This window comes from Paeniglutamicibacter sp. Y32M11 (assembly GCF_019285735.1).
Classification (GTDB): domain Bacteria; phylum Actinomycetota; class Actinomycetes; order Actinomycetales; family Micrococcaceae; genus Paeniglutamicibacter.
Genome location: NZ_CP079107.1, coordinates 1,549,291 through 1,571,928, shown reverse-complemented (window position 1 = coordinate 1,571,928; position 22,638 = coordinate 1,549,291). Strand labels below are relative to the sequence as shown.

Below are 22,638 nucleotides of genomic sequence, written 5' to 3'. Positions count from 1 at the left end.
CGGAAAAAGGTTCTTGCCCAAGGACCGAGATCAGTATCAAATCGAGGATTTACACCCAATATGGCGCGCAAAAAGCCCGAACCACTACCCGCGGATTTCGTGGAGCACATTGTTGATATCGATGTGACCACCGAAATGGAGGGCTCCTTCCTGGAGTATGCCTACTCGGTGATTTACTCCCGCGCCCTGCCCGATGCCCGTGACGGGCTGAAGCCGGTGCAGCGCCGCATCTTGTACATGATGAGCGAGATGGGTCTGCGCCCGGAGAAGGGCCACGTCAAAAGCGCGCGCGTGGTCGGCGAGGTCATGGGCAAATTGCACCCGCACGGCGACACCGCCATTTATGATGCGATGGTGCGCATGAGTCAGGGCTTCGCGCTGCGTCTGCCACTGATCGATGGACACGGAAACTTCGGCTCGCTGGATGATGGACCGGCCGCCCCGCGTTATACCGAGGCGCGGCTTGGTGCATCCGCCGTGGCCATGACCGCGAACCTTGACGAAGACGTTGTTGACTTCGTTCCGAACTACGACAATCAGTTCATGCAGCCCTCGGTGCTCCCGGCGGCGTTCCCCAACCTGTTGGTCAACGGCACCACCGGCATCGCCGTGGGTATGGCCACGAACATGGCACCACACAACCTCGGCGAGGTCATTGCCGCGGCATTGCACCTGATTGCCGACCCGGACGCCGATCTGGCGTCCATCATGAAGTTCATCCCCGGCCCCGATATGCCCACCGGCGGCAAGATTGTTGGCCTCGACGGCATCCGCGATGCCTACCGCACCGGACGCGGCACCTTCAAGACCCGCGCCAAGGTGGAGCTGGAACAGATCACCGCACGCCGCGCCGGTCTGGTGGTCACCGAGCTGCCCTACATGGTCGGCCCGGAAAAGGTCATCGAGAAGATCAAGGATGCGGTTAACGCCAAAAAGCTCACCGGCATCGCCGACGTGGTTGATTTGACCGACCGCAACCACGGCCTGCGACTGGTGATCGAGCTGAAAAATGGCTTTAACCCCAACGCAGTGCTGGCCCAGCTGTTTAAGTTCACCCCGATGGAAGATTCCTTCGGCATCAACAACGTGGCCCTGGTCGAGGGCCAGCCACGCACCATGGGACTGCTGGAACTGCTCACCGTCTATGTGGATCACCGCCTGCTGGTGGTGCGACGACGGACCGAACACCGGCTAGCGAAGAAGCTTGACCGATTGCACCTGGTGGAGGGTCTGCTGATCGCCATCGTGGACATCGACGAGGTCATCGCCATCATCCGTTCCTCCGAGGAGACGGCCCAGGCTCGCGAACGACTCATGGCCATCTACGACCTCTCCGAGTTGCAGGCCAACCACATCCTGGAGCTGCGACTGCGCCAGCTGACCAAGTTCTCCCGGTTGGAATTGGAAAAGGAAGCCGCGGAACTGCAGGAGGCGATCGCGGAGCTGCGCGCCATCCTCGATTCCGATACCCTGCTGCGCGAGGTGGTCTCCGGCGAGCTGCGGGCGATGAGCGAACAATTCGCCACCCCGCGCCGCACCATCTTGCTGGAATCCGAATCCGGCGCCCCACTGAAGGGCACCTCCATGCCAGCCGCGGTGGGCACCGGTAAGGCAGCGCCGCTGAGTCTGGAAATCGCCGACGAGCCGTGCCGCGTGCTGCTCTCAGCCTCCGGGCAGGTGGCCCGCGCCTCCTCCACCGACGTTTTGGAAGCCACCGGCGCTAGGGTCAAGCACGACGTGCTCGCCTCAACGCTGTGCACCACCGCCCGGGCGGAAATTGGCGGGATTACCTCCAGCGGACGCATGCTGCGGCTGCAGGTAGTTGACCTGCCACTGCTACCGCCGTCCAACGGCTTCCCGCTGCTGGCCGGCGGCGTAAAAATAGACGAATTCGCCCAACTGGCCAAGGGCGAAAGGATGATTGCCCTCGTCCCGCTGGATGCGGTGGTGGCCCTGGGAACGGCCAATGGCGTGGTGAAGCGGCTGAGCCCGGACTACCCGCTGAACCGCGATGAGTGGGAAGCCATCACGCTCAAGGACAAGGACCAAGTGGTGGGCGCCGCGGTGGCCGGGGATGATGCGGATCTGGTCTTCGCCACGCGCGGGGCGCAACTCTTGCGTTTCGCCGCCTCGGCCGTCCGCCCGCAGGGACGCACGGCCGGTGGCATGGCGGGCATCAAGTTGGGTGCCGATGATTCGGTCATCTTCTTCGGTGTGGTTCAAGCGGCCGCTCAGGCACCGGTGTTCGTTTCGATCGCCACGGGTTCTAATACCCTGCCGGGCACCGCCTCACACTCGGTCAAGGTGACGGATTTCGCGGAATACCCTGCCAAGGGTAGGGCCACCGGAGGCGTGCGTGCGCACCGCTTCCTCAAGGGTGAGGACCATCTGGAGCTCGCCTTTGCCGGTGCCGGTCCGGCGCGGGCCTCGTCGGCCGCCGGTGTGGTGCGGGCGCTGCCCACCGAGTATGCCAAGCGTGATGGTTCGGGTGTTCCGTTGGCTCAGGGCATCGACCTTTTGGGCGGTTCCCCGGATATCGGGGCAGCACCCGCCACCGCCCCCGAGGCCGCGGTGGCGGCGGCCGAGCAGCTGCCCGCACCGAGCACCACAACTCGTGCGCCGCTGGTTCGTCCCGAGGTCGATACGCTACCGTTTGCCGATTCCGGTGTGGTTGAGGTTGAACCTGCCCGCCGGGTAGTCATTCAGGACTCGTTACTGGACGGGTAGCAGCAAACACGGGCACCAGCCACGGCAAGCGCCGCACCCGTTCCTGCCGCAGGGGACGGAGGTGGCGCTTGCTCTCTGCGCGCCCGACCGTCCGCGTATCATCGTGCAGTGCACGATGTTTCCCCCACGAAAGAGGTTTGGCATGCCGGAAACGACCTGGTGGTACATCGGGATCGGCGTATTCGTTTTTTCCCTGATCACGTTCATCGGATGGTCGTCAAAGCGCTGGCCGAACAGGGACAAGAAGATCAGGGAGGCGATCCGACAGCCGAAAATCGTTGCGATCATCGGTTGGTTGGTGCTATTAATCGGGCTGTTGTTCATCCTCGTCTCTTCGTGGAGCGGCGTGGAATCCGGCGACGCCCTGCCGATGCAGATCTGCGGATTCGTCTTATTCCTTGCCGGATCGTTCCTGGTGTTCATCTACGCCAACTGGTATCTCATCATTCGAGAAGATGAAGTCGTCCTCCGTACCGCCTTCCGCTATGTCCGAACAATCCGGTATCACGACGTCGAGCGTTATGTCTACCTGCGTCGAGGGATCCAGCCCTTCCTCAAGATTTGGAGCATTCACGGTGTGGTGATCGAACTGAACTCCAGGACCTTCGATGTGTCTGCGATCGTGACCGCCCTCGAAGCCCGCGACGCCGCCGGCAAATAGCCGCATGAACGGGCAGGTGCCGCGGGCTTCACCCGGGTCACCGACGACGTCCGCCCGGAGTCGAGGATCAGACTCCCGCCGGCACCCGGGTCTTCAGCTCGCTCAGGTTCACGACGTGATCTGCCAGGGCCGCGACGGCGGCATCGTGGGTAACGACCACTACCGCGCAGTCGCGCAGCGCCCCGCGCAGGTCCGCCATCAATTCGACGGCTTCGTCGGCGCCCAGGTGGGCGGTCGGTTCATCGAGCAGGAGCACCTTGGACCGGGCGAGAAGGGCGCGAGCCACGGCCAGGCGTTGGCGCTGTCCGCCCGAGAGATGGTGACCGCCCGAGCCGATGCGTTCATCCAGCCCACCGGGCAGGGTCGTGAGCCACCGTGCCAGGCCGATCTGTTCCAGCACCCTTCGCAGCTCACCGTCGGTGGGCTGGTCATCGAGTTCACGACCCAAGCCGAGGTTGGAACGGACCGAGGAGTCAAAGAGGTGGGCCTCCTGCGGGCACCAGGTCACCGCCGCGACATCGGCCGCCGTGGCATCGACCCAATCGTCCTGGCCGTGCCTGACTTGTAGGCTGCCGGCCAACGGTGCCAGGGCCCCGAGGAAGGTGGCCAGCATCGTGGATTTCCCCGAACCCGAGGGACCGGTCAGTCCCACCCAGCTTCCGGATGCTACCTCCACATTTGCATTCTCGAAGACCGGCGCACCCGGTTCCCAACCGGCACTGGCATCGCGCAGGCGGATGCCCATCGGGGCATTCGGGACACCGGCAGGCGCTTGGGCATCATCGTCGCGGGACGTGGGCGTCTCCCCCGCGAGGTTGCCCCACACGCGCCGGAGCACGTCGTTTAGTTGTGGCAGCTGCTGCACCGAGGCGGCCGTGTTCGCGATGGGCTCGCCCAGGGCCAACAACAGCAGGCCGGCAACCGCCGCTGCCTCTCCACCGCTGCCCACCAGCCCCACGGCCAGCACGGCCGCCGCCGAGGAGAGCAGCACCGCCCCACCCTGGGCCAGTGCGGCACCGCGGGCCGCGGCCCGCAGCGATCCCGTGGCCCGGGCATCGGCGGCGGAAAACTCCGCCAAGGCGCGTTCGGTCGCCGCGTTGGCCCGCAGGTCCCCGGCCGCACGCAGCAGCGTGGGCACCCGGGCTCCCAGCCACATGCGGTGCTTGCTGGTTTCCACGGTGCTGTGCCTTTCCACCGCAAGTACCGCCAGTGGCAACAGCAGGAAGGCGGTGAGCCCCAGCCCGAGCGCCAGTGGCAGGGCGGCGGGGGTCCAGAAACCGATCCCTATGGTGACGGCCAGCCAGGTGGCGATCCCGGCCACCGGCGGAACCACGACCCGGGGCACGGCGTCGCGCACCTCATCAACCTCGGCGATCAGGTGGCCCAGAGCGGCACCGGAGCGGGTGAGTCGGCCCCAGCCGTGGGGTTGGGCGACCAGTGCGTCCCAGAGTCGCTGGCGCAGGTTCGAAGCGAAGCCCAACACCGCGTCATGCACCCGCAATTGCTCCGTGTAACGCAGCACCGCGCGTCCGATGCCGAAGGCGCGCACCCCCACAATGGCGACCATCAGGTGCAGCATCGGGGGTTGATGGCTGGCGGTGACAATCAGCCAGCCGGAGACCCCGGTGAGCCCGGCGCCGAAGATCGCTGCGGCCGCGGCCAGCAGTAGTCCTGGCAACATGCCGCGGCGGAACCAGGGCATCGAACCCAGCAAACGCCAGTGGGCAGCACGCCGCTTATCCGTCACCGCACGGGACTGAGCGGCTGAAAGTGGTGCGGGCGCAGCCTCTGCGTGGGCGGCATCAGGGTGCGTGCCGTTCTCATCTGCGGCAGCGAGGTAAAGGATCTCAGCAGGCGACTCGCCGACCTCTCGGCGCAGCATGGCGGCCAGGTCGCGGTCGTGGGAGGCCACCAGCAGCGCGCACCGTGGGCGCAGTCCTGTCATGGCCACGCGGATACGCTGGGCGGAGTTCGCATCGAGGTGTGCCGTCGGTTCATCGGCCAGCACCAGGTTGATCCGTGGATTGGCAGCCACCGCTGCCAGGGCCCGAGCCACGGCGATGCGGCGCAGCTCCCCCGGGCTGCAGTCCATCAGGTTTCGGTCCGCCAAATGCGTGATATTCGCATCCTTCAGCACCTTCTGGAGGGTGGCCTCGGTCAGTGCCGCGCCCGCATGCAGGCGGATTTCCGCTGCGACGGTGGCCTCGGTGAACCTCGGGTGCTGGGAGATGAACACGGTGCGCGCCGGATCCAGCTGGATGCTTCCGGTGACTTCCGCCCCCGATTCAAGCAGCCCGAGCACGGCCTGCAAAAGGGTGGTTTTCCCGCTGCCGCTGGCGGCATCCAGCACCAACACCGATCCGGCTGACAGTTCTAGGTTCAGGTCCTTGAGAACCGCTTCGGTACGTCCGGCGTGCCGGACCGAGACATTTTCCAGAACCAAGACTGCGGGGGAAGCTGCCGGTGCCGGACCGGTGGCGGAGGGTGCCACAACAGTGCCCGAATTGATGAAACCCTCCGTGCGTTGCAGCGCCTCAACTCCATCCTCGGAGGCATGGAATGCTGCACCCAAGGCACGCAGCGGCAGGTAGCATTCCGGGGCGAGGATCAGCGCGAGCAGCCCTGCTTCCAGACCCATATGCCCGTAGACCAGGCGCACGCCGATAAACACCGCGACCACCGCGACGGAGATCGTGGCAATCAGTTCCAGGGCCAGTCCGGAGAGGAAGGCGGTGCGTAGCGTTTTCATGCTGGATTCGCGGTAGTCCTCGGAGACCTTGGCCAGGGCACGGCCCTTTCCCTTGGCTCGGCGGAGACCGATCAGGGCCGGCAATCCCTGCGCCAATTCCAGCAGGTGGTTCGAGATCCGATCCATCCCGGCGGCCGCCGCCTTAATGCGGTCCTGGGTGTGCAGTCCGATCAGGATCATGAAGACCGGGATCAACGGCACCGTGAGCACCACAATGAGCGCCGATACCCAGTCGGCCAGCAGGATCCGTACCCCGATGACAATCGGGATCACGAGGGTAGCGACCAATGCTGGAAGGTACTTGGTGTAGTAGTTATCCAGCCCGTCCAACCCACGGCTGGCCAGCGCTGCCAGTGCCCCCTGGCCCGGGTCGGTCCCGGAAACCCTGCCGCGCAGGCCCGTGGCCAGAAGTTTGGAGCGCAGTTGTTCCTTGGCACCGAGCCCCGCGCGGTGCGCAGCCAATTCGGTGCCCCACACCGCGCCGGCCCGCAGCAGGGTGCCGATCAGGCCCAGCACCAGCAGGCGCTGGAGATCCAGCTCCCCGCCGGCCGCGAGCTGGCTGATGGCTGTGGCAAGGGCATCGGCGATGAGCACCAGGCCTACGGCCTTGAGTGCGGCGAGGCCGCCGAGCAGGGCCAGAACCATGCGGGAACCTGTGCCTGCGGGGAGTATGGGTTTCACGGTGCGGTTTTCTCCTGGCCTGGGTCAGACGATGGGGGTCACGGCGTGAGCATCGGGGATGTGCGCCTCAATGATGCGCTTGCGGAATACCCAGTAGGTCCAGCTCTGGTAGGCCAGGACCAGCGGCAGTCCGATCGCCGCCACGACGCTCATAAGCCGCAGCGTGTAGGGCGATGAGGAGGCATTGAACACCGTCAGGTTGTAGGCCGGATCGATGGTGGAGGGTAGGACGTTGGGATAGGCGGCGAGGAAGATCGTGCCAACCCCGGCCAGTAGAAAGATGCCCATCGCAATAAAGGCGCGGCCCTCATGGTTTTTGCGGGCGTGGATCCAGGCGAAGAGTAGCGCTGCCACGGCCACGGCCAACGGGGCGAGGGCCGCGGCGCTGTGGTTGAGCAAGGCCACGGCAATCGCCCAGGCAGCCAACGGGGCGAGGCCTACCGGGAGCCAGCGACCCAGCAGTTTGCCGGCCCGGTGTCGAATCTCGCCGTCGGTCTTCAAACCCAAGAAGGCCAGGGCCTGGAGGAGGCAGAAGGCCACCACCCCGAGCCCGCCGAGGACCGCGTACCCGGTAAACCATGCGAAGGGCCCACCCACCCGGTCGCCGTTGGCGTTCAACGGGAGTCCCGTGGTGCTCAGTGCCAGCATCGCCCCGACGCCGAAGGCTGCGGTGAAGGAGCCCAGCGCAATGGCCCAGTCCCAGGCGTTTCGTGTTGCGGAGGTTTGTGCCTTGCCCCGATATTCGAATGCCACGGCACGGAAGATTAGCGCTATCAGAACGAGCGTCAGCGGGATGTACAGGGCAGAGAAGAGCGAGGCATACCAGTATGGGAACGCGGCGAAGGTTGCCGCGCCGGCGGTGATCAGCCAGACTTCGTTGCCGTCCCAGACGGGGCCGACGGTATTGAGCAGCACCCGGCGTTGCTTTTCATTTTTGGCGAAGGTTTTCATGAGCATGCCTACACCCAAGTCGAAGCCTTCGAGGAAGAGGTAGCCGCCCCAGAGTACGGCGATGAGGATGAACCACAAGGTGGGTAGAAATTCCACGGAAAGTATCCTTTCTTCGATTTCGAAGGATCAGTAGGCGAAGGACAACACGTCGGTGTCCTTCTGATCATCGTCGGGGCGATCGTGGAGCTCGGGCATGGCCGAGCCGATTCCACCGCGAATGTAGCGGGTGAGCAGGACGACCTCAACGACCAGCAAGAAGGCATAGATCGAGGTGAGGCTGATCAGTGAGAAGAGCATCTCCCCCGCGCTCACCCCCGGGGAAACCGCCGCGGCCGTATACATGAAGACCTGGTCGATGCCCTCGAAGCTCGGATTCGGTGCCACCACAAAGGGTTGGCGGCCCATCTCGGTGAAAATCCAACCGGCGGAGTTCGCACCAAAGGGTGCCAACATACCGAACAGTGCCAGACGGGAGATCCATTTACTGTGCGGCACGGTCCCCTTACGCGTGAGCCATAGGGCCACTGCTGCGGCAACCGCGGAGAGTCCACCAAGTGTGATCATCAGACGGAAACCCCAATAGGTGACTTCCATGACCGGCAGGTAGTTGATTTCGCTACCGGCGCGGTCCCCGTACATCGGGTCATCCGGAAGGTGGGTCCCGTATTTGGCCTGGTATTCGGGTACCAGTGTGTTGACGCCCTTAACTTCGGTGGTGAAGTTGTTGTTGGCGAGGAAGGAGAGCAGCCCCGGGATTTCAAAGACGCCGACCACGTCGTCGCAGGTGGTCGCCCCACCACTGCGCAGGTCACCGACGGAGAGCAGGGAAAAGCCGGTGCCGTCGTGGCAGGCGGCCTCCGCGGCAGCCATTTTCATGGGCTGTTGCTCGATCATCAGCTGTGCTTGGGCATGCCCGGATAGGGCAACACCCATAAACGCGACCATGGCGACCGTTGCGCCGATGCGAAGGGACTTGATCCAGACCTGGTAGTCGACTTTGTCGCGGTTTCGACCCAGGGTGGCCGACTCTCCAATGACCACGTTGCCTGCCGCATCAACGGTATCGATTCCGCCTTGGCGCCGCTTGTAGAGGTGGTACCAGGAAATGCCGAGCAGGAATCCACCTGCCACGGCGAAGGCGCCGAAGATGGTGTGGGGGAAGGTGACCAGTGCGGTGTTGTTGGTAAAGACCGCCCAGGCGTCGGTCATGACCGCGCGCCCGTTCACCATTTCTGTTCCTACGGGGTGCTGCATCCAGGAATTGGCCACAAGAATGAAGTAGGCCGAGAAGATACTGGCCAGCGAGGCGATCCAGATGCTGGCGAGGTGGATGCGCTTGGGCAATCGGTCCCAGCCGAAGATCCACAATCCGAGGAATGTTGATTCTACGAAGAATGCGAGTAGCGCTTCCATTGCCAGCGGGGCGCCGAAGACGTCTCCAACAAAACGGCTATATTCGCTCCAGGCCATACCGAATTGGAATTCCTGAACGATGCCGGTGGCTACGCCCATGATGAAGTTGATGAGGAAGAGTTTCCCCCAGAACTTCGTCATCCTGCGGTATTCTTCCTGACCGGTGCGGTGCCAGACGGTCTGAAGTACCGCGACCACTAGGCCCAGGCCAATCGTCAGCGGAACCATCAGGAAGTGATAGACGGTGGTGATTCCAAATTGCCATCTGGCAATTTCCAGAGCATCCATGCCAAGCCCTTCAATGCAGAAATTCGCGGGTACAGTGCGGCCCGCAACTTGAAGTTCTACGTTCCGTAGAACTTGTTTCTACCCACTGTAGAACATATCGCCGAAACACGGTAAACTGGACCTAGCGGGCGATGTATATCACGACGCCCGCCGGTTCCTACCTACGAGGCAGGGGCCTTGGAATACTTTGTTAGGAATGAAGATTGGCCACTCTTGGCGACCTTGAACGATCAGTAATGGATCTACTTTGGGATGCACAATCCCCGCTCACGGCCAATGAACTTCGCGATCAACTCGCCGCTCCCGGCGATGCACAAGGCAAAGAACTTGCCGTGACCACCGTCCTGACGGTGCTGGCACGACTGGAAAAGAAGGGCTTAGTCGCCCGCGAACGTGACATTCGCCCGCACCGTTACACCTCGGTGACGAGCCGCGAAGAGCACACCGTATCCCTCATGAATGAAGCACTAGGCACCGTGCTGGATCGCGAAGCCGTGTTGGCTCGCTTCATCGGTGGAATTTCCGCCGAGGAAGCACAGTCTTTGCGTGTACTTCTCGAAACACCACGTAGCGCCTAGCGAGAATCGGCACGGTCACCCCACGTGCTGCTGACTTCATATCTCTTGGCAGGGCTGGCCATCTTGTTGGCATGGCCCATCCCTGTTGTGCTTTCGCGTGCCCAATGGACAGCCAGGTCGCCCTTCGCCGCCATGGTGATGTGGCAATCGATCGCACTGGCCGGTGGACTATCGATGATCGGAGCAATGCTTTTCTGGGGACTGGACTCTCTGGGCGACACACTTTTGACGGCCCTCGAGCGCGGGGTCAAGCTCATTTTGGGCGACCCGTCCATTGCCTCCCCAGGAACCATCCACATTTTCGCCCTGAGCACCGCAGCCCTGCTGGGCTTCCATTTGGTACTCACCCTCATTAGGGCAGCCTGGCGGATCTCGCGGCAGCGATCTCGGCATCGCCATATTCTCTCCCTCCTCACCCAGGAATCTACGCTCAACCCCGGAACGCTCGTACTTGACCACGAAATTCCCATCGCTTACTGCCTGCCGAGCTTTTCCGGTTCCGTCACGGTGCTTTCTCGAGGACTTGTCCAACGCCTGAGCGAAGAAGAACTCCAGGCAGTTCTGGCCCATGAAAAGGCTCATCTGGAGCAACGCCACGATCTACTGCTGCTGGCCTTTACTTCCTGGCACGACGCACTCCCCTGGCTCCCCACGTCAAAGCTGGCACTGACCGCCGTCCAAGATCTCGTGGAGATGCTGGCCGACGATGCGGCCCTGCGCGAGGTCTCACCGGCCGAACTACTTCGGGCATTGCTCACGGTTGCCACCGGCGCCTTGGGAGAACCCGATGCAAAGGCCCCGGCGGCAATCTCCAACGCTGGCACCGGCGGAGCTCCCACCGAGGAGTTAACCTCGCAACGTCTACGCAGACTGCTTACCCCCAAGTCCCCGTTGACTGCCTCGGTGCGTGATTTGATCCTCGCTGCGGCGCTCTTACTCTTGGCGTTGCCCACCACGATGCTCGTGGCGCCCGGACTTTTCGGCTAAATTCTCCGCGGACTATCGGCAAATATGCGAGGTCTTTCCCCGCTTTAACTAGAAAGTGATCGCTCAGATTCCCTGGGGTGGGGATCTGAGCGATCACTTCATACTCTCGGACTACGCGTCGATGCGGTCTCGTTCAAGACGTTCCGCACCGGAAATGATGAATTCCTTGCGCGGTGCAACGTCAGAACCCATCAGCAGATCGAATACCCGCTCCGCCGACTCCGCATGCTCGAGTCCTACGCGGCGCAGTGTGCGATGCCGTGGATCCATGGTGGTCTCCGCCAACTGGTCGGCGTCCATTTCGCCCAAGCCCTTATAACGCTGGATCGGTTCCTTGTAGCGTTTACCCGCCTTTTCCAGGGCGCCCAATACCTGATGCAGTTCGTTCTCCGAGTAGGTGTACACCATCTCGTTTTCCTTGGTTCCGTGATTGATCACCTCAACCCGGTGAAGCGGTGGAACTGCGGCATAAACTCGCCCGGACTCCACCATGGGACGCATGTAACGGAAGAAGAGCGTCAGAAGCAAGGTACGAATATGTGCTCCATCAACGTCTGCATCCGTCATGAGCACCACCTTGCCGTAGCGCGCCTGAGTAATATCAAAGCTTCGTCCGGATCCGGCGCCAACAACCTGAATCAGGGCGGCGCACTCGGCGTTGGAGAGCATATCTGCCACCGAAGCCTTCTGCACGTTCAGGATCTTGCCGCGAATCGGCAGCAGCGCCTGGAAGTCCGAGGACCGAGCCAAGCGAGCCGTACCCAGTGCGCTGTCACCCTCGACGATGAACAGTTCGGTTTTCAACGTATCGGTGCTGCGGCAATCGGCCAGTTTGGTGGGCAGCGATGAGGTTTCCAGAGCGTTCTTACGCCGCTGCGTTTCCTTGTGAACTCGCGCGGAAATGCGCGACTTCATTTCGCTAACAACCTTCTCCAGCAACATGGCCGATTGCGTTTTCTCCCCCTTGGCAGAAGAATTCAACTTCTCGGTCAGTGCCTTCTCGACCACCTTGGAAACGATGAGCCGTACGGCCGATGTGCCAAGGATCTCCTTGGTCTGACCCTCGAATTGGGGTTCCGCCAACCGGACCGTAAGTACCGCGGTCAACCCGGCAGCAACGTCGTCCTTCTCAATCTTGTCGTTGCCAGCCTTGAGCTTGCGGGCGTTGGCTTCAATGACCTTGCGGAAGGTCTTCAGCAGTGCCTGATCAAACCCGGTCTGGTGAGTTCCACCCTTCGGCGTGGAAATGATGTTGACGAAAGAACGGAGATTTGTTTCGTATCCGATGCCCCAACGCAGGGCAACGTCCACCTCGCAGGTGCGTTCAACCTCGGTAATGCGGCTATGTCCGGAACCATCGATGACCGGAACCGATTCCTTGAAGGTTCCCGATCCCTGGAAGCGCCAAATATCTGTCACGGCACCGTCGTTGGCGAGGTAATCCACGAACTCGGAAATACCACCATCATGCTGGAAGATTTCCTCGTATGGTCCATCTTCGCCAGGTGTTCCGGCCAATCCCCGCTCGTCGCGAAGGGTGATTTTTAGCCCTGGAACAAGGAAGGAGGTCTGTCGAGCTCGCGCCTGCAGTTCCGTGTAGGAGAATTTTGCATCGGGAGTGAAAATCTGCCGGTCAGCCCAGTAGCGCACACGTGTTCCGGTGACGCCTCGCTTAGCCTTACCCACCACGTCGAGCACCGACTCCAAGGAGAACGCTTCAAAGGTGGCGTCAGCCTTGGGCTTTCCCTTGTCGGTGAAGCGCCCCGGCTCCCCACGGCGGAACTGCATTCCATACGTCTTGCCTCCGCGGTCAACCTCGACGTCAAGGCGCGCGGACAGCGCATTGACCACCGAAGCACCGACGCCATGCAGACCACCGGAAGCGGTGTAGGAGCCGCCACCAAATTTGCCACCCGCGTGAAGCTTCGTGAAAACGACTTCCACGCCCGATAGCCCGGTTTTTGGTTCGATGTCTACGGGGATGCCGCGGCCATCATCGTGGATCTCTACCGATCCGTCCGGGTGCAAAAGCACGTTGATGGATTGGCCATGGCCGGCCAACGCTTCATCAACGGAGTTGTCAATGATTTCCCAGAGGCAGTGCATGAGGCCACGTGAATCGGTGGAGCCGATGTACATGCCCGGACGTTTGCGAACTGCCTCGAGACCCTCGAGAACAGACAGGTGTCGGGCGTTGTAGTCATTGCTTTGGGCCACGGTTGTAAAACTCCTCAAAAACTTCGGAACGTCGCTAACAACAATAGTCTCTGGGCCCGTCATTTCGCGTTTGCCCGGGATCATTGAGCGCCACCTCACCCCTCTGTGAGCTACGCGGTCAGCGAAAGAGCAATTAATCGAGAAACAAAATGAGGTTTAGCTGGTTGTATTAGTTACACATCGAATGAAGGAGGTCATCATGACCACGACGACAGTAACTCGGCAGCTGAACGCTCTTGATCGTTGCGACCGGTGCGGTGCACAAGCATTTGTGCGTGCAGTATTGGGGACCTCCGGCGGCGAGCTCTTCTTCTGCGGCCACCACGCTCGTTCCGTAGAAGAAAAACTGCGCCCCCTGACTACCGAATGGCAAGACGAAACTTCGCGACTCTACGAGAAGCCAGTTTACGACGACGAGGATTAAGCTGATCGTTCGGCTCCAAGCCGAATAGATTTTATTGCGGGACCCTGGCAGCATGCCGGGGTCCCGCTGCAGTTAAGGTGCCTTGCCACGGATTTGTAAAGGACCCGAGTGATGCTCCACTGGCTCGTTTTCTGGTGTTAAGCACAAGGTGCCGGTGTTGATCGCGCGTCTGCACGAACAACACCGGCACCTTGGTGTGGCTTTTACTTCGATTTAGTCGAGGTAGTCGCGCAGCACCTGTGACCGTGACGGGTGACGAAGCTTGGACATCGTCTTTGACTCGATCTGACGGATGCGTTCACGCGTCACGCCGTAGACCTTGCCAATTTCGTCCAAGGTCTTGGGCTGACCATCGGTCAGGCCAAAGCGCATGGCGACAACGCCGGCTTCACGTTCGGAGAGCGTATCCAGAACCGAGTGCAGCTGTTCCTGCAACAGGGTGAAGGAGACCGCATCGGCGGGGACAACGGCTTCGGAGTCCTCGATGAGGTCACCGAATTCCGAGTCGCCATCTTCACCGAGCGGGGTGTGCAAGGAAATCGGCTCGCGACCGTACTTCTGAACCTCGACAACCTTCTCGGGTGTCATGTCGAGTTCCTTGGCCAGCTCCTCAGGGGTGGGTTCGCGACCCAGGTCCTGAAGCATCTGACGCTGTACACGTGCAAGCTTGTTGATGACCTCAACCATGTGCACCGGAATACGGATGGTGCGGGCTTGGTCGGCCATGGCGCGGGTGATGGCCTGGCGAATCCACCAGGTTGCGTAGGTGGAGAACTTGAAGCCCTTGGTGTAGTCAAACTTCTCGACGGCACGGATCAGGCCCAGGTTTCCTTCCTGGATCAGGTCAAGGAAGAGCATTCCGCGACCGGTGTAGCGCTTTGCGAGCGACACCACGAGGCGGAGGTTTGCTTCCAGCAGGTGGTTCTTGGCGATCTTGCCGTCGTGAACGATCTGCTCGTAGTCCCAGCGCAAGCGCTTGTCCATCTTGTTGCCGTCATCGGCAACAAGCTTTTCGTGGGCGAAGAGTCCGGCCTCGATGCGCAGAGCCAGGTCGACTTCCTGCTCAGCATTCAGCAGTGCGACCTTACCGATTTGCTTAAGGTAATCCTTAACAGGGTCAGCGGTTGCACCTGCAACCATGACCTGCTGCTGCGGGGCGTCGTCTTCGTCGGCGGTGAGAATGAAGCCCTTGGAGTTGTCATCAACAGCAGGGGTCTTGGGAGTCTCATCGGCGTCATCCGCTTCGGTCTCAACCTCTTCGGTTTCAACTTCCGCGTCGGCCTTGGCACGGGACTTGGCAGGAGCCCGCTTTGCAGCAGGCTTCTTCGCGGGGGCGGCCTTCGCGGCAGCAGTCTTGGTAGCTGCCTTAACCGCGGGGGCATCCTGCGGATCGGCGGCAGCCGTAGCTGCCTGGCCATTGGTGGTCGTCTCAGAAGACACGAAATACCTTTCTCACGGTTCGTCCGCGATGCCACCTACCGGTAACACCACTATGACCCTGTCAAGTCCGCGTCCCGCCTACTGGAGGCGAGTCGGGAATCCGGGTCCACTAAGTGGAACGCCTTTTTCCCGCCATTTGTTCCCATCGAGGTAGCTCGACGGAGCTGGCATGATAGCCATGGAACACGAACCCAACCGGGTCTGTTGGTTAATAGTCTCTCACGTTTCAACCCGTTGGCGATTCATTGTGCCGTGCGGGCCAAAAGATTCTTCTGCTATACAGGGGCAGCCCTGCGGCTCAGGCGGTGAGTCGTCCCTCGAGTCGCATCCGCCAAGCACGTGCCGGATCAGCCACCCACGTCGGCATCTCCCCCGTTTCTAACAACTTTTCCATGAGCTGTGCGAGTCGATAGTCCGGATCCAATTCAAGCGCTGTCACAAACAGCCGTAGGGCGGAGCTGCCCTTGCCCTTTGACCAATTGATCCAGCCCATCAGGCACAGCAGCGCGGTTTCCTCCGACCCCTCGGCAACACCCAAGAGGTCCCTGCAGAGGAACCACAACCGGTCAATGCGATCCCATTCGGGGGTGCAGGAGGCCGTACCCAGCAGGAAACCGGAGAAATCTTCCGACGCTTTTCCGAAGTCGGTGGCTCGTGATACCTCCTTGAAGGCGGCGTAGGCACGGGCTGCCCCACGGCCAGCCAGGTAGGGAAGGATATCGCGGACCATCCGGTCGTTAAGCGAGACCAGCAGCGAAGCGCACAGCGTTTCATCGCCACGAAACCGGCGTTCGGCCACGAGCGGATCGGAATCAAGTAATTGGGCCCATCCACGAATCATCGATTCGCGTGAAGCTGTCCCGGGCAGTTCCCCCGCCAGAATCTCGATGAGAGAGCGGATGGCTGACTTGTTGGGCCACTCGGGCGCGCCACGTCCGTCCCAGATCTCTTCGGTGGGCGCCGAACCGGCCACCACCATGCGCAGATGCGTCTCGGTCAGGGCCAAATCGGGGAGGTCGTATCCTTCGGACGGGCAGCAATCCTCACTGAGACAGAAATAGCTATGCCAATGATGGGCTCCCACGTACCAAGCGTCGCGGACCTGAATCTTAGAGCGAACCAGCGCCGGTGCGAGTGCCTGAACGAGGTCAGCTTTGGGAAGCGACTCGTGACTTGTCCCAGACTTTTGACCCGTATAGATGGCCAGGAATACCGCTGAAGCGTCCGGAACTTTGTGGACCAACTTCACCAGCTGAGTGATCCAGTGGGCAGCTTGGGCGTCTCCGTTTTCCGCGTTTGGGAGATCTATGCGAAGCGTTGCCGCCAGCCCCGATCCCTGCATGATCAACAGGACCACCGCGTTGCGTGGATAGAACCCTAGGGCGTGGGGAATGTAGGCCAAGACTTCTTCGGGACTGGCCAGAGAAAAATTCGAAGCTGAGGGTGTCGTAGTCATGAAACCCATGGTGCTCCATCGTGGACCGGCGTGCGGGGGCCGAACGGAAACTTGTGGATACCCCGGCACATACGGATCTCTACGGCGAAGATTCAGTGCGGAAAAGTGCTCTGAGATCACCTTCGGCGGCGCGCCGAGGGCTACTGGATCCGGTTACGCCGACCAAAACGCCCAGATGTTCGCGGCGTGTACTGCCCTTGCAAGGCCATTTGCCGGCGGGCCTTGTTGCGGGTCACCACCATGCCGATCACCCCGCCGAGAACCATGACGAATTGGAAGGACATGGCCCAACGGAAGGTATCGAGGGTGTAAAGCTCGGCACCGGGTCCGGCTGCCTTTTGCTGGAGGTCCAAGAGCCAACCGATCACGTACACCGTGACAAGCGCCGCCAGGAACCCGCCGACGTTCACCACGCCCGTTGCCGTTCCGATGATGTGCGGTGGATTGAAGGTGCGGGCAAAATCGAAGGCAATCATGGATGCCGGACCACCGAGTGCTACAGAAATGATCAGCAGAATCAGCATCCACAAGGGGGCGCGCCCCGGCCAGAGGATCACGATCAGCCAGCACAGCGTCAGCGCGCCAATCACCATGAAGGCTATGGATGAGCGTCGCTCGGGGTAACGGGCCACGGCCGAGCCCAGGATAGGTCCCGCGCAAATGGCTACGATCACGAAGATGGAAAGTAATGCCGACGCGGTGGCCGGACTGACCCCCTGCCCTGACACCAAAAACGGATAGCCCCACGTGAGCAGGAAGACGTTGGTGGTGAACTGGGTGGTGAAGTGCGTCCAGAAGCCCAATCGGGTGCCGGGTTCACGCCACGCCGTGGAGAGCAGCACTCTGGCCTTAGGGTTCGGAAGAGTTGTCTCGACCGCTCCGCGCGGACCATTGCTGATCAATATCAGGGACAGCATAAAGGCCAAGACTGAGAGTGCCGCGAGGGACAGGAACGCGGGGCTCCAACCCCACAGGTGCAAAAGGGCCACAAACGGGATGAGCGATAGCAGCTGACCCAATTGCCCGACCATGCCGGTGGCCTGCGTCAGCATCGGGATGCGATAGCCGGAGAACCAGATGGGAAGCAGTCGAATTACCGAGACGAAGGTCATCGCATCGCCGGCGCCCACGAAGAACCTGCCCACCAAACCAGCGCCAACGGAATCAGCCATGGCCAACAGCAGCTGACCGATGATCATCAGCGCGGCACCGCCGGTGATCATGGCACGCGGACCCCACTTGTCCACCAGGATGCCCACGGGAATCTGCAGCCCGGCGTAAACAATCAGCTGCACCACGGAGAAGGTCGCCAAGATGGAGGCGGAAGCGGCAAAGCGGTCGGTGGCCTCTAGGCCAGCCACCCCGAAACTGGTGCGTTGAGTCACGGCGATGAGGTAAGCGATGATGCTCGCTATCCACACAATCCATGATCTGGTCGAATCGAGGTGTTTGGCCTTAATCACTATCTAATCCTTGGTGGCAGTGCCATCTGCTTCGGGGAAACCGGAGAGGAATGCCTCCGCGGCCATGGCAAGTTCGTCTCCATCGGGGAGCTCTGCATTCGCGGTGACCAACAATGATCGGCGTTCGGTCTCCGGGACATGCTGGTCAAAGCGCTGCTCGAAGTTTTCCACCATGCGCGCTACCTCGGGCGTTGCGGCCACCTGATCGGCGATCTGTGATTCGAGGTTGCGGCCAGCCTCGCGAAGCCGATCCGTGGGCAGACCTAGTTCCAGGGCCGCACCCACATATTCGAGGATGCCGACGGCAACCTGCGGGTATTCGGCCTCGGCGAGATAGTGCGGCACGTGGATGGAATAGCCCACGGCGTCCTTGCCCGCCTCGTTGAGCCGGATTTCCAGCAGACTCGTCAGGCTGGCTGGCAGTTCTGCGGTAGGCGTCCAGGTGGAGATGCCGGTGATCAATTCCTCGCGGTTGCCGTGAGCGGTGACTCCCAGCGGGCGGGTGTGGGGCACTGGCATCGGCACGGCGTCGAAGGAAACCGTCAACCGAATGTTAAAGGCTTCAACCAGCGCGATGATAGCTGCGCTGACACGTTCCCACGCCAGATCCGGTTCCGGTCCGGTAAGGAATAGGAAGTCGCGTTCTAGCCCATCCGTCAGCCGGTAGAGCTCAAGGCGGGGCGCCTGGTAGGCGGCGTAGTGGTCACCCAGGAAGGAAATCTGGGGGCGACGCTCACGATAGTTAATAAGTTGATCAATATCGAAGGAGGCAATGAGCTTCGGATTCAAGGAATCAAGCAGTTCTGCCCGTACCTGGGCGAGTGCATGTCCCGCATCAGCATGGCCGCGGAGGCCAACGAGCAGATTCAGGCCTTGGAGTTCTAGAGCATCCAGGTCAAAGTCTTCGAACCTAATCAGAGATTGAGGGTCAAGCATTGCGGCTGCTCCTTTCAGGTTGCGTCGTTGAAGTTCGCCACCCGCACCGATGATGTGGATGGTGATCCATCATCTCCGGATCTTCCCGGGGGCGTGGCGACTTGAGACGCGACGCGGTGAAGGGAGTAACCAGTGGTAGCTGCGGGCCGGGCGAACCGAATCGTGGTGTCGTTCGGTTGCCGACATAAGGGGTCAACCAGCATGTGTGCTGTTTTCTTCCCGCGGCCCACACCCAATTCTAGGCCGGTTGCCTGTCAAATGCGTTGTGGGATCCGTCTCAACGATACGATTGATATTAGCCAATCAGCATTGGCGTCCCGGTAACCCCGGCGCGCGGACGCTGCTTAGATTATTTCGATGCATCGGTAAAAGACCCGTTTGCACAGAATTCAAAGAACAGGACTCGTTTCGTGATCAACTCCAGCGATCTCAAGCTGACAGCCGTCTCCACTGACATCAAGCGAATTGGCGCCGGCGCGCTGGTCCTCGGTGTTGTTAAGGGCACCGATGGTCCGGTGCTGGTGGCTTCTCCTTTCAGCGTTAAGGTCACCGAAACCCTTCAGGACTCGCTCACGGCTCTGGGCGTCACCGGCAAAGCCGATGAATTGGTGCGCTTCGCCGCCAACGCGGAGATGAAGGCCGACATCTTGGTGCTCGTTGGTCTGGGCTCATTCGAGGAATCGACGTTGAGCGACGAAGCGCTGCGTCGAGCCGCCGGATCCGCCGCTCGCCAGTTGACTGGCGTTAACACCATCCTCTTCGCCCTGCCCGCCGCCACCCTCGCGCAGGCAGCAGCCGTGGCAGAGGGCATTACCTTCGGCGCTTACCACTTCAACAACCACCGCTCCACCCCTGCCACCAAGCTGCCGCTGAGCGAGGCCATCATTGCCACCGCGGCCTCCGCGGATAAGGACCTGCCTGCCGCCCTGAAGCGTGCAGCAATCTTGGGCCGCGCAGTGCGCGCCACGCGCGATCTGGTCAACACCGCTCCCAACGTCTTGTACCCGGAGTCCTTCGCCCAAGAAGTTAAGGACACCACCAAGGGCGCAGGCCTGAAGGTCACGATCATCGACGAGAAGAAGCTTGAGAAGGATGGCTACGGCGGCCTTATGGGCGTCGGCGGAGGCTCGGTACGCAAGCCACGCATGGTCAAGGTCGAGTACTCCCCCGCCAAGGCCACCAAGCACCTAGCGTTGGTCGGCAAGGGCATCACCTTCGACACCGGCGGAATCTCCATCAAGCCGGCCGCCGGCATGCACGCCATGAAGTCGGACATGGCCGGCGCAGCAACAGTCTTCCAGACCGTTACCGCCATTGCCGCTCTTGGCCTGCCGATCAAGGTCACCGGATGGCTCTGCCTTGCGGAAAACATGCCAGGTGGTGCCTCCACCCGCCCGGGCGATGTGATCACCATGTTCGGTGGCAAGACCGTCGAGGTACTCAACACCGACGCCGAGGGCCGTTTGGTCATGGGTGATGGACTGGCGGCAGCTAGCCTCGAAAAGCCCGACGCGTTGATTGATATCGCCACCCTGACCGGCGCCCAGATGGTCGCTCTCGGCCTTCGCACCGCCGGAATCATGGGCGATGACACACTACGTGATGCCGTGGTTGCCGCCGCTACCCGTGCCGGCGAGGGTGCATGGGCCATGCCGCTTCCCGAGGAACTGCGCGCCACCATCGATTCTCAGGTTGCCGATCTGGCCAACATCGGTGAGCGCATGGGCGGCATGATGACCGCAGCGGTGTTCTTGAATGAGTTCGTAGGTGAGGTCGATGGGGTCAAGATTCCGTGGGCCCATATGGACATTGCCGGTCCCGCATTTAACGAGTCGGCACCCTTCGGATACACCCATAAGAATGGCACCGGATCTTCGGTGCGCACCCTGGTAGCGCTGGCCGAGGAAATGTCCGCGGCCAAGTAGGGAAGACCAACAAGCGCACACACAATCCCCCTTTTCTACTTCTCGTAGTAGAAATGGCCGGAATCGCGGCGGTGTCGGCCACTTTGGCCGCCACCGCTGTGGGGCCGGTCACAGGAGTCCGCAATCTGGCTCACGACATGTGGCTCCGTACGATTTGGGGGGATAAGGTGAACGTGAAAGATCACTGCTTTACCGTGTTTGTCGACCCGGATTGGGCCAGCAAAGACACACCCAATAGACCCCCTGGTCGACCACGACGTCGGCCATAACTCATTACGAGGGAGCGTTCACGTGGCCGAATCGGCAGCAACGCAAGAATTCGACATCCTCATTCTCGGCGGCGGTTCTGCCGGCTACTCGGCAGCATTGCGCGCCGTGCAGCTGGGCTTCACCGTCGGTCTGATTGAAAAGGCCAAGCTCGGTGGCACCTGCCTGCATTGGGGTTGCATCCCTACCAAGGCGTACCTGCACTCGGCCGAATTGGCCGAAAATGCTCGTGAAGGTGCCAAGTACGGCATCAACACCACCCTTGAGTCGATCGACCTCGGCGCCGTGCGTAGCTACAAGGACAATATTGTCGCTGGCAAGTACAAGGGCCTGACCGGTCTGCTGAAGATGAAGAAGGTCACCGTCATCGAAGGTAACGGCCGCCTGGTTTCCAAGGACACCATCGACGTTGACGGCGTGCCATACAAGGGCAAGAACATCATCCTCGCTACCGGTTCCGAGTCGAAGACCTTCGGCCTGGAAATCGGCGGTCGTGTGCTCACGAGCACCGAGGCACTGAACATGGACACCCTTCCCAAGAGCGCCATCGTGCTCGGCGGCGGCGTCATCGGCGTTGAATTCGCTTCCGTGTGGAAGTCCTTCGGCGTAGACGTCACCATCGTTGAGGGCCTGCCCTCACTGGTCCCGAACGAAGATCCGGCGATCATCAAGCACTTGGAGCGCGCTTTCAAGAAGCGTGGCATCAAGTTCAACACCGGCGTCTTCTTCGAAAAAGTTGAACAGGACGACAACGGAGTCAAGGTTTCCCTGGCCAATGGCAAGACCCTTGAAGCAGACATCGTTTTGGTTGCCGTTGGCCGTGGACCGGTCACCGCGGGTCTGGGCTACGAAGCTCAGGGCATCCCAATGGACCGCGGATTCGTGCTCACCAATGAGCGCTGCCACACCGGCGTGGGCAACATCTACGCGATCGGCGACATCGTCCCGGGCGTCCAGCTGGCACACCGCGGTTACCAGCACGGCATCTTTGTTGCCGAGGAAATCGCCGGCCAGAAGCCGGTGGTTGTTGAGGACATCAACATCCCGAAGGTCACCTTCTGCGAACCGGAGATTGCTTCGGTTGGTTACTCCGAGCCGGCCGCCAAGGCCAAGTTCGGCGATGACCAGATTGAGATCACCGAGTACAACCTGGCTGGCAACGGCAAGTCTTCGATCCTGGGCACCAGCGGCCTGATCAAGATGGTCCGCGTCAAGAACGGTCCCATCGTGGGCGTTCACGGCATCGGCGGACGTATCGGCGAGCAGATCGGTGAAGCACAGCTCATCGTGAACTGGGAAGCCTACCCCGAGGATGTTGCTCAGCTCATCCACGCACACCCCACGCAGAACGAATCGCTCGGCGAGGCCGCTATGGCCCTGGCCGGCAAGCCACTGCACGGTTAGTCACAAACGCTTAACCGGGTACGCGTTCCAGCTCGGAACGCGTACCCGGTGCACTAAGCTCGGAGGCAATG

The 22,638-nt window shown here is 61.3% G+C and carries 15 protein-coding genes; 7 read left to right on the top strand and 8 right to left on the bottom strand.

Going from position 1 to position 22,638, the window contains the following annotated elements; genetic code table 11:
• Positions 1 to 60 precede the first annotated feature (60 nt).
• Positions 61 to 2,727, top strand: a complete 2,667-nt coding sequence (locus KUF55_RS06820) for a DNA topoisomerase (ATP-hydrolyzing) subunit A (RefSeq protein ID WP_218818384.1) — start codon at positions 61 to 63, stop codon at positions 2,725 to 2,727.
• 142 nt (positions 2,728 to 2,869) lie between these two features.
• The gene (locus KUF55_RS06815; protein ID WP_218818383.1) at positions 2,870 to 3,388 is read left to right on the top strand and encodes a hypothetical protein; all 519 of its coding nucleotides are present in this window, start codon (positions 2,870 to 2,872) and stop codon (positions 3,386 to 3,388) included.
• A gap of 67 nt (positions 3,389 to 3,455) precedes the next feature.
• On the opposite strand, the gene cydC is transcribed toward KUF55_RS06815, so the two are convergent.
• Genes cydC through KUF55_RS06800 form a run of 3 tightly spaced genes read right to left on the bottom strand, consistent with a single transcriptional unit; the run spans position 3,456 to position 9,470 of the window.
• A complete protein-coding gene (gene cydC / locus KUF55_RS06810; protein WP_218818382.1) occupies positions 3,456 to 6,818 on the bottom strand; it encodes a thiol reductant ABC exporter subunit CydC in 3,363 nt (1,120 codons plus the stop codon).
• Between the two features lie 24 nt (positions 6,819 to 6,842).
• Complete coding sequence (gene cydB, locus KUF55_RS06805; RefSeq protein WP_218818381.1) at positions 6,843 to 7,865, bottom strand: cytochrome d ubiquinol oxidase subunit II; 1,023 nt, start codon at positions 7,863 to 7,865, stop codon at positions 6,843 to 6,845.
• A gap of 30 nt (positions 7,866 to 7,895) precedes the next feature.
• Complete coding sequence (locus KUF55_RS06800) at positions 7,896 to 9,470, bottom strand: cytochrome ubiquinol oxidase subunit I (RefSeq protein WP_132364891.1); 1,575 nt, start codon at positions 9,468 to 9,470, stop codon at positions 7,896 to 7,898.
• Between the two features lie 203 nt (positions 9,471 to 9,673).
• Between KUF55_RS06800 and KUF55_RS06795 the strand changes: the two genes are divergently transcribed.
• Both KUF55_RS06795 and KUF55_RS06790 read left to right on the top strand, forming a co-directional pair.
• Positions 9,674 to 10,048 (top strand): BlaI/MecI/CopY family transcriptional regulator, encoded by a 375-nt coding sequence (locus tag KUF55_RS06795; protein WP_132364890.1) that lies wholly within the window; start codon positions 9,674 to 9,676, stop codon positions 10,046 to 10,048.
• 24 nt (positions 10,049 to 10,072) lie between these two features.
• Positions 10,073 to 11,035: a M56 family metallopeptidase gene (locus KUF55_RS06790; RefSeq protein WP_132364889.1), complete on the top strand. Its 963-nt coding sequence runs from the start codon at positions 10,073 to 10,075 to the stop codon at positions 11,033 to 11,035.
• A 111-nt stretch (positions 11,036 to 11,146) separates the two neighbouring features.
• Here KUF55_RS06790 and KUF55_RS06785 read toward each other — a convergent pair whose 3' ends face one another.
• Positions 11,147 to 13,252, bottom strand: coding sequence for a type IIA DNA topoisomerase subunit B (locus KUF55_RS06785; protein ID WP_132364888.1), 2,106 nt, complete (start codon positions 13,250 to 13,252; stop codon positions 11,147 to 11,149).
• Between the two features lie 199 nt (positions 13,253 to 13,451).
• On the opposite strand from KUF55_RS06785, the gene KUF55_RS06780 reads away from it, so the two are divergent.
• On the top strand, positions 13,452 to 13,676 hold the full coding sequence (locus KUF55_RS06780) for a hypothetical protein (RefSeq protein ID WP_132364887.1): 225 nt from the start codon (positions 13,452 to 13,454) through the stop codon (positions 13,674 to 13,676).
• A gap of 213 nt (positions 13,677 to 13,889) precedes the next feature.
• Here KUF55_RS06780 and KUF55_RS06775 read toward each other — a convergent pair whose 3' ends face one another.
• The 4 genes from KUF55_RS06775 to KUF55_RS06760 form a co-directional block, all read right to left on the bottom strand.
• The gene (locus KUF55_RS06775; protein ID WP_132364886.1) at positions 13,890 to 15,116 is read right to left on the bottom strand and encodes an RNA polymerase sigma factor; all 1,227 of its coding nucleotides are present in this window, start codon (positions 15,114 to 15,116) and stop codon (positions 13,890 to 13,892) included.
• Positions 15,117 to 15,414: 298 nt separating this feature from the next.
• Positions 15,415 to 16,572: a DUF4192 domain-containing protein gene (locus KUF55_RS06770; protein ID WP_218818380.1), complete on the bottom strand. Its 1,158-nt coding sequence runs from the start codon at positions 16,570 to 16,572 to the stop codon at positions 15,415 to 15,417.
• Positions 16,573 to 16,712: 140 nt separating this feature from the next.
• Positions 16,713 to 18,035, bottom strand: a complete 1,323-nt coding sequence (locus tag KUF55_RS06765; RefSeq protein ID WP_132364884.1) for a nitrate/nitrite transporter — start codon at positions 18,033 to 18,035, stop codon at positions 16,713 to 16,715.
• A 3-nt stretch (positions 18,036 to 18,038) separates the two neighbouring features.
• Positions 18,039 to 18,971, bottom strand: coding sequence for a proteasome assembly chaperone family protein (locus KUF55_RS06760; protein ID WP_132364883.1), 933 nt, complete (start codon positions 18,969 to 18,971; stop codon positions 18,039 to 18,041).
• A 410-nt stretch (positions 18,972 to 19,381) separates the two neighbouring features.
• On the opposite strand from KUF55_RS06760, the gene KUF55_RS06755 reads away from it, so the two are divergent.
• A complete protein-coding gene (locus KUF55_RS06755; protein ID WP_218818379.1) occupies positions 19,382 to 20,896 on the top strand; it encodes a leucyl aminopeptidase in 1,515 nt (504 codons plus the stop codon).
• Positions 20,897 to 21,187: 291 nt separating this feature from the next.
• Positions 21,188 to 22,567, top strand: coding sequence for a dihydrolipoyl dehydrogenase (gene lpdA, locus KUF55_RS06750; protein WP_132364879.1), 1,380 nt, complete (start codon positions 21,188 to 21,190; stop codon positions 22,565 to 22,567).
• The last annotated feature ends 71 nt before the right edge of the window (positions 22,568 to 22,638 follow it).

Coding starts and splice junctions, on each gene's coding strand:
- KUF55_RS06820 (WP_218818384.1), top strand. CDS start 61: ATGGCGCGCAAAAAGCCCGAACCACTACCCGCGGATTTCGTGGAGCAC.
- KUF55_RS06815 (WP_218818383.1), top strand. CDS start 2,870: ATGCCGGAAACGACCTGGTGGTACATCGGGATCGGCGTATTCGTTTTT.
- KUF55_RS06800 (WP_132364891.1), bottom strand. CDS start 9,470: ATGGATGCTCTGGAAATTGCCAGATGGCAATTTGGAATCACCACCGTC.
- KUF55_RS06780 (WP_132364887.1), top strand. CDS start 13,452: ATGACCACGACGACAGTAACTCGGCAGCTGAACGCTCTTGATCGTTGC.
- KUF55_RS06770 (WP_218818380.1), bottom strand. CDS start 16,572: ATGACTACGACACCCTCAGCTTCGAATTTTTCTCTGGCCAGTCCCGAA.
- KUF55_RS06760 (WP_132364883.1), bottom strand. CDS start 18,971: ATGCTTGACCCTCAATCTCTGATTAGGTTCGAAGACTTTGACCTGGAT.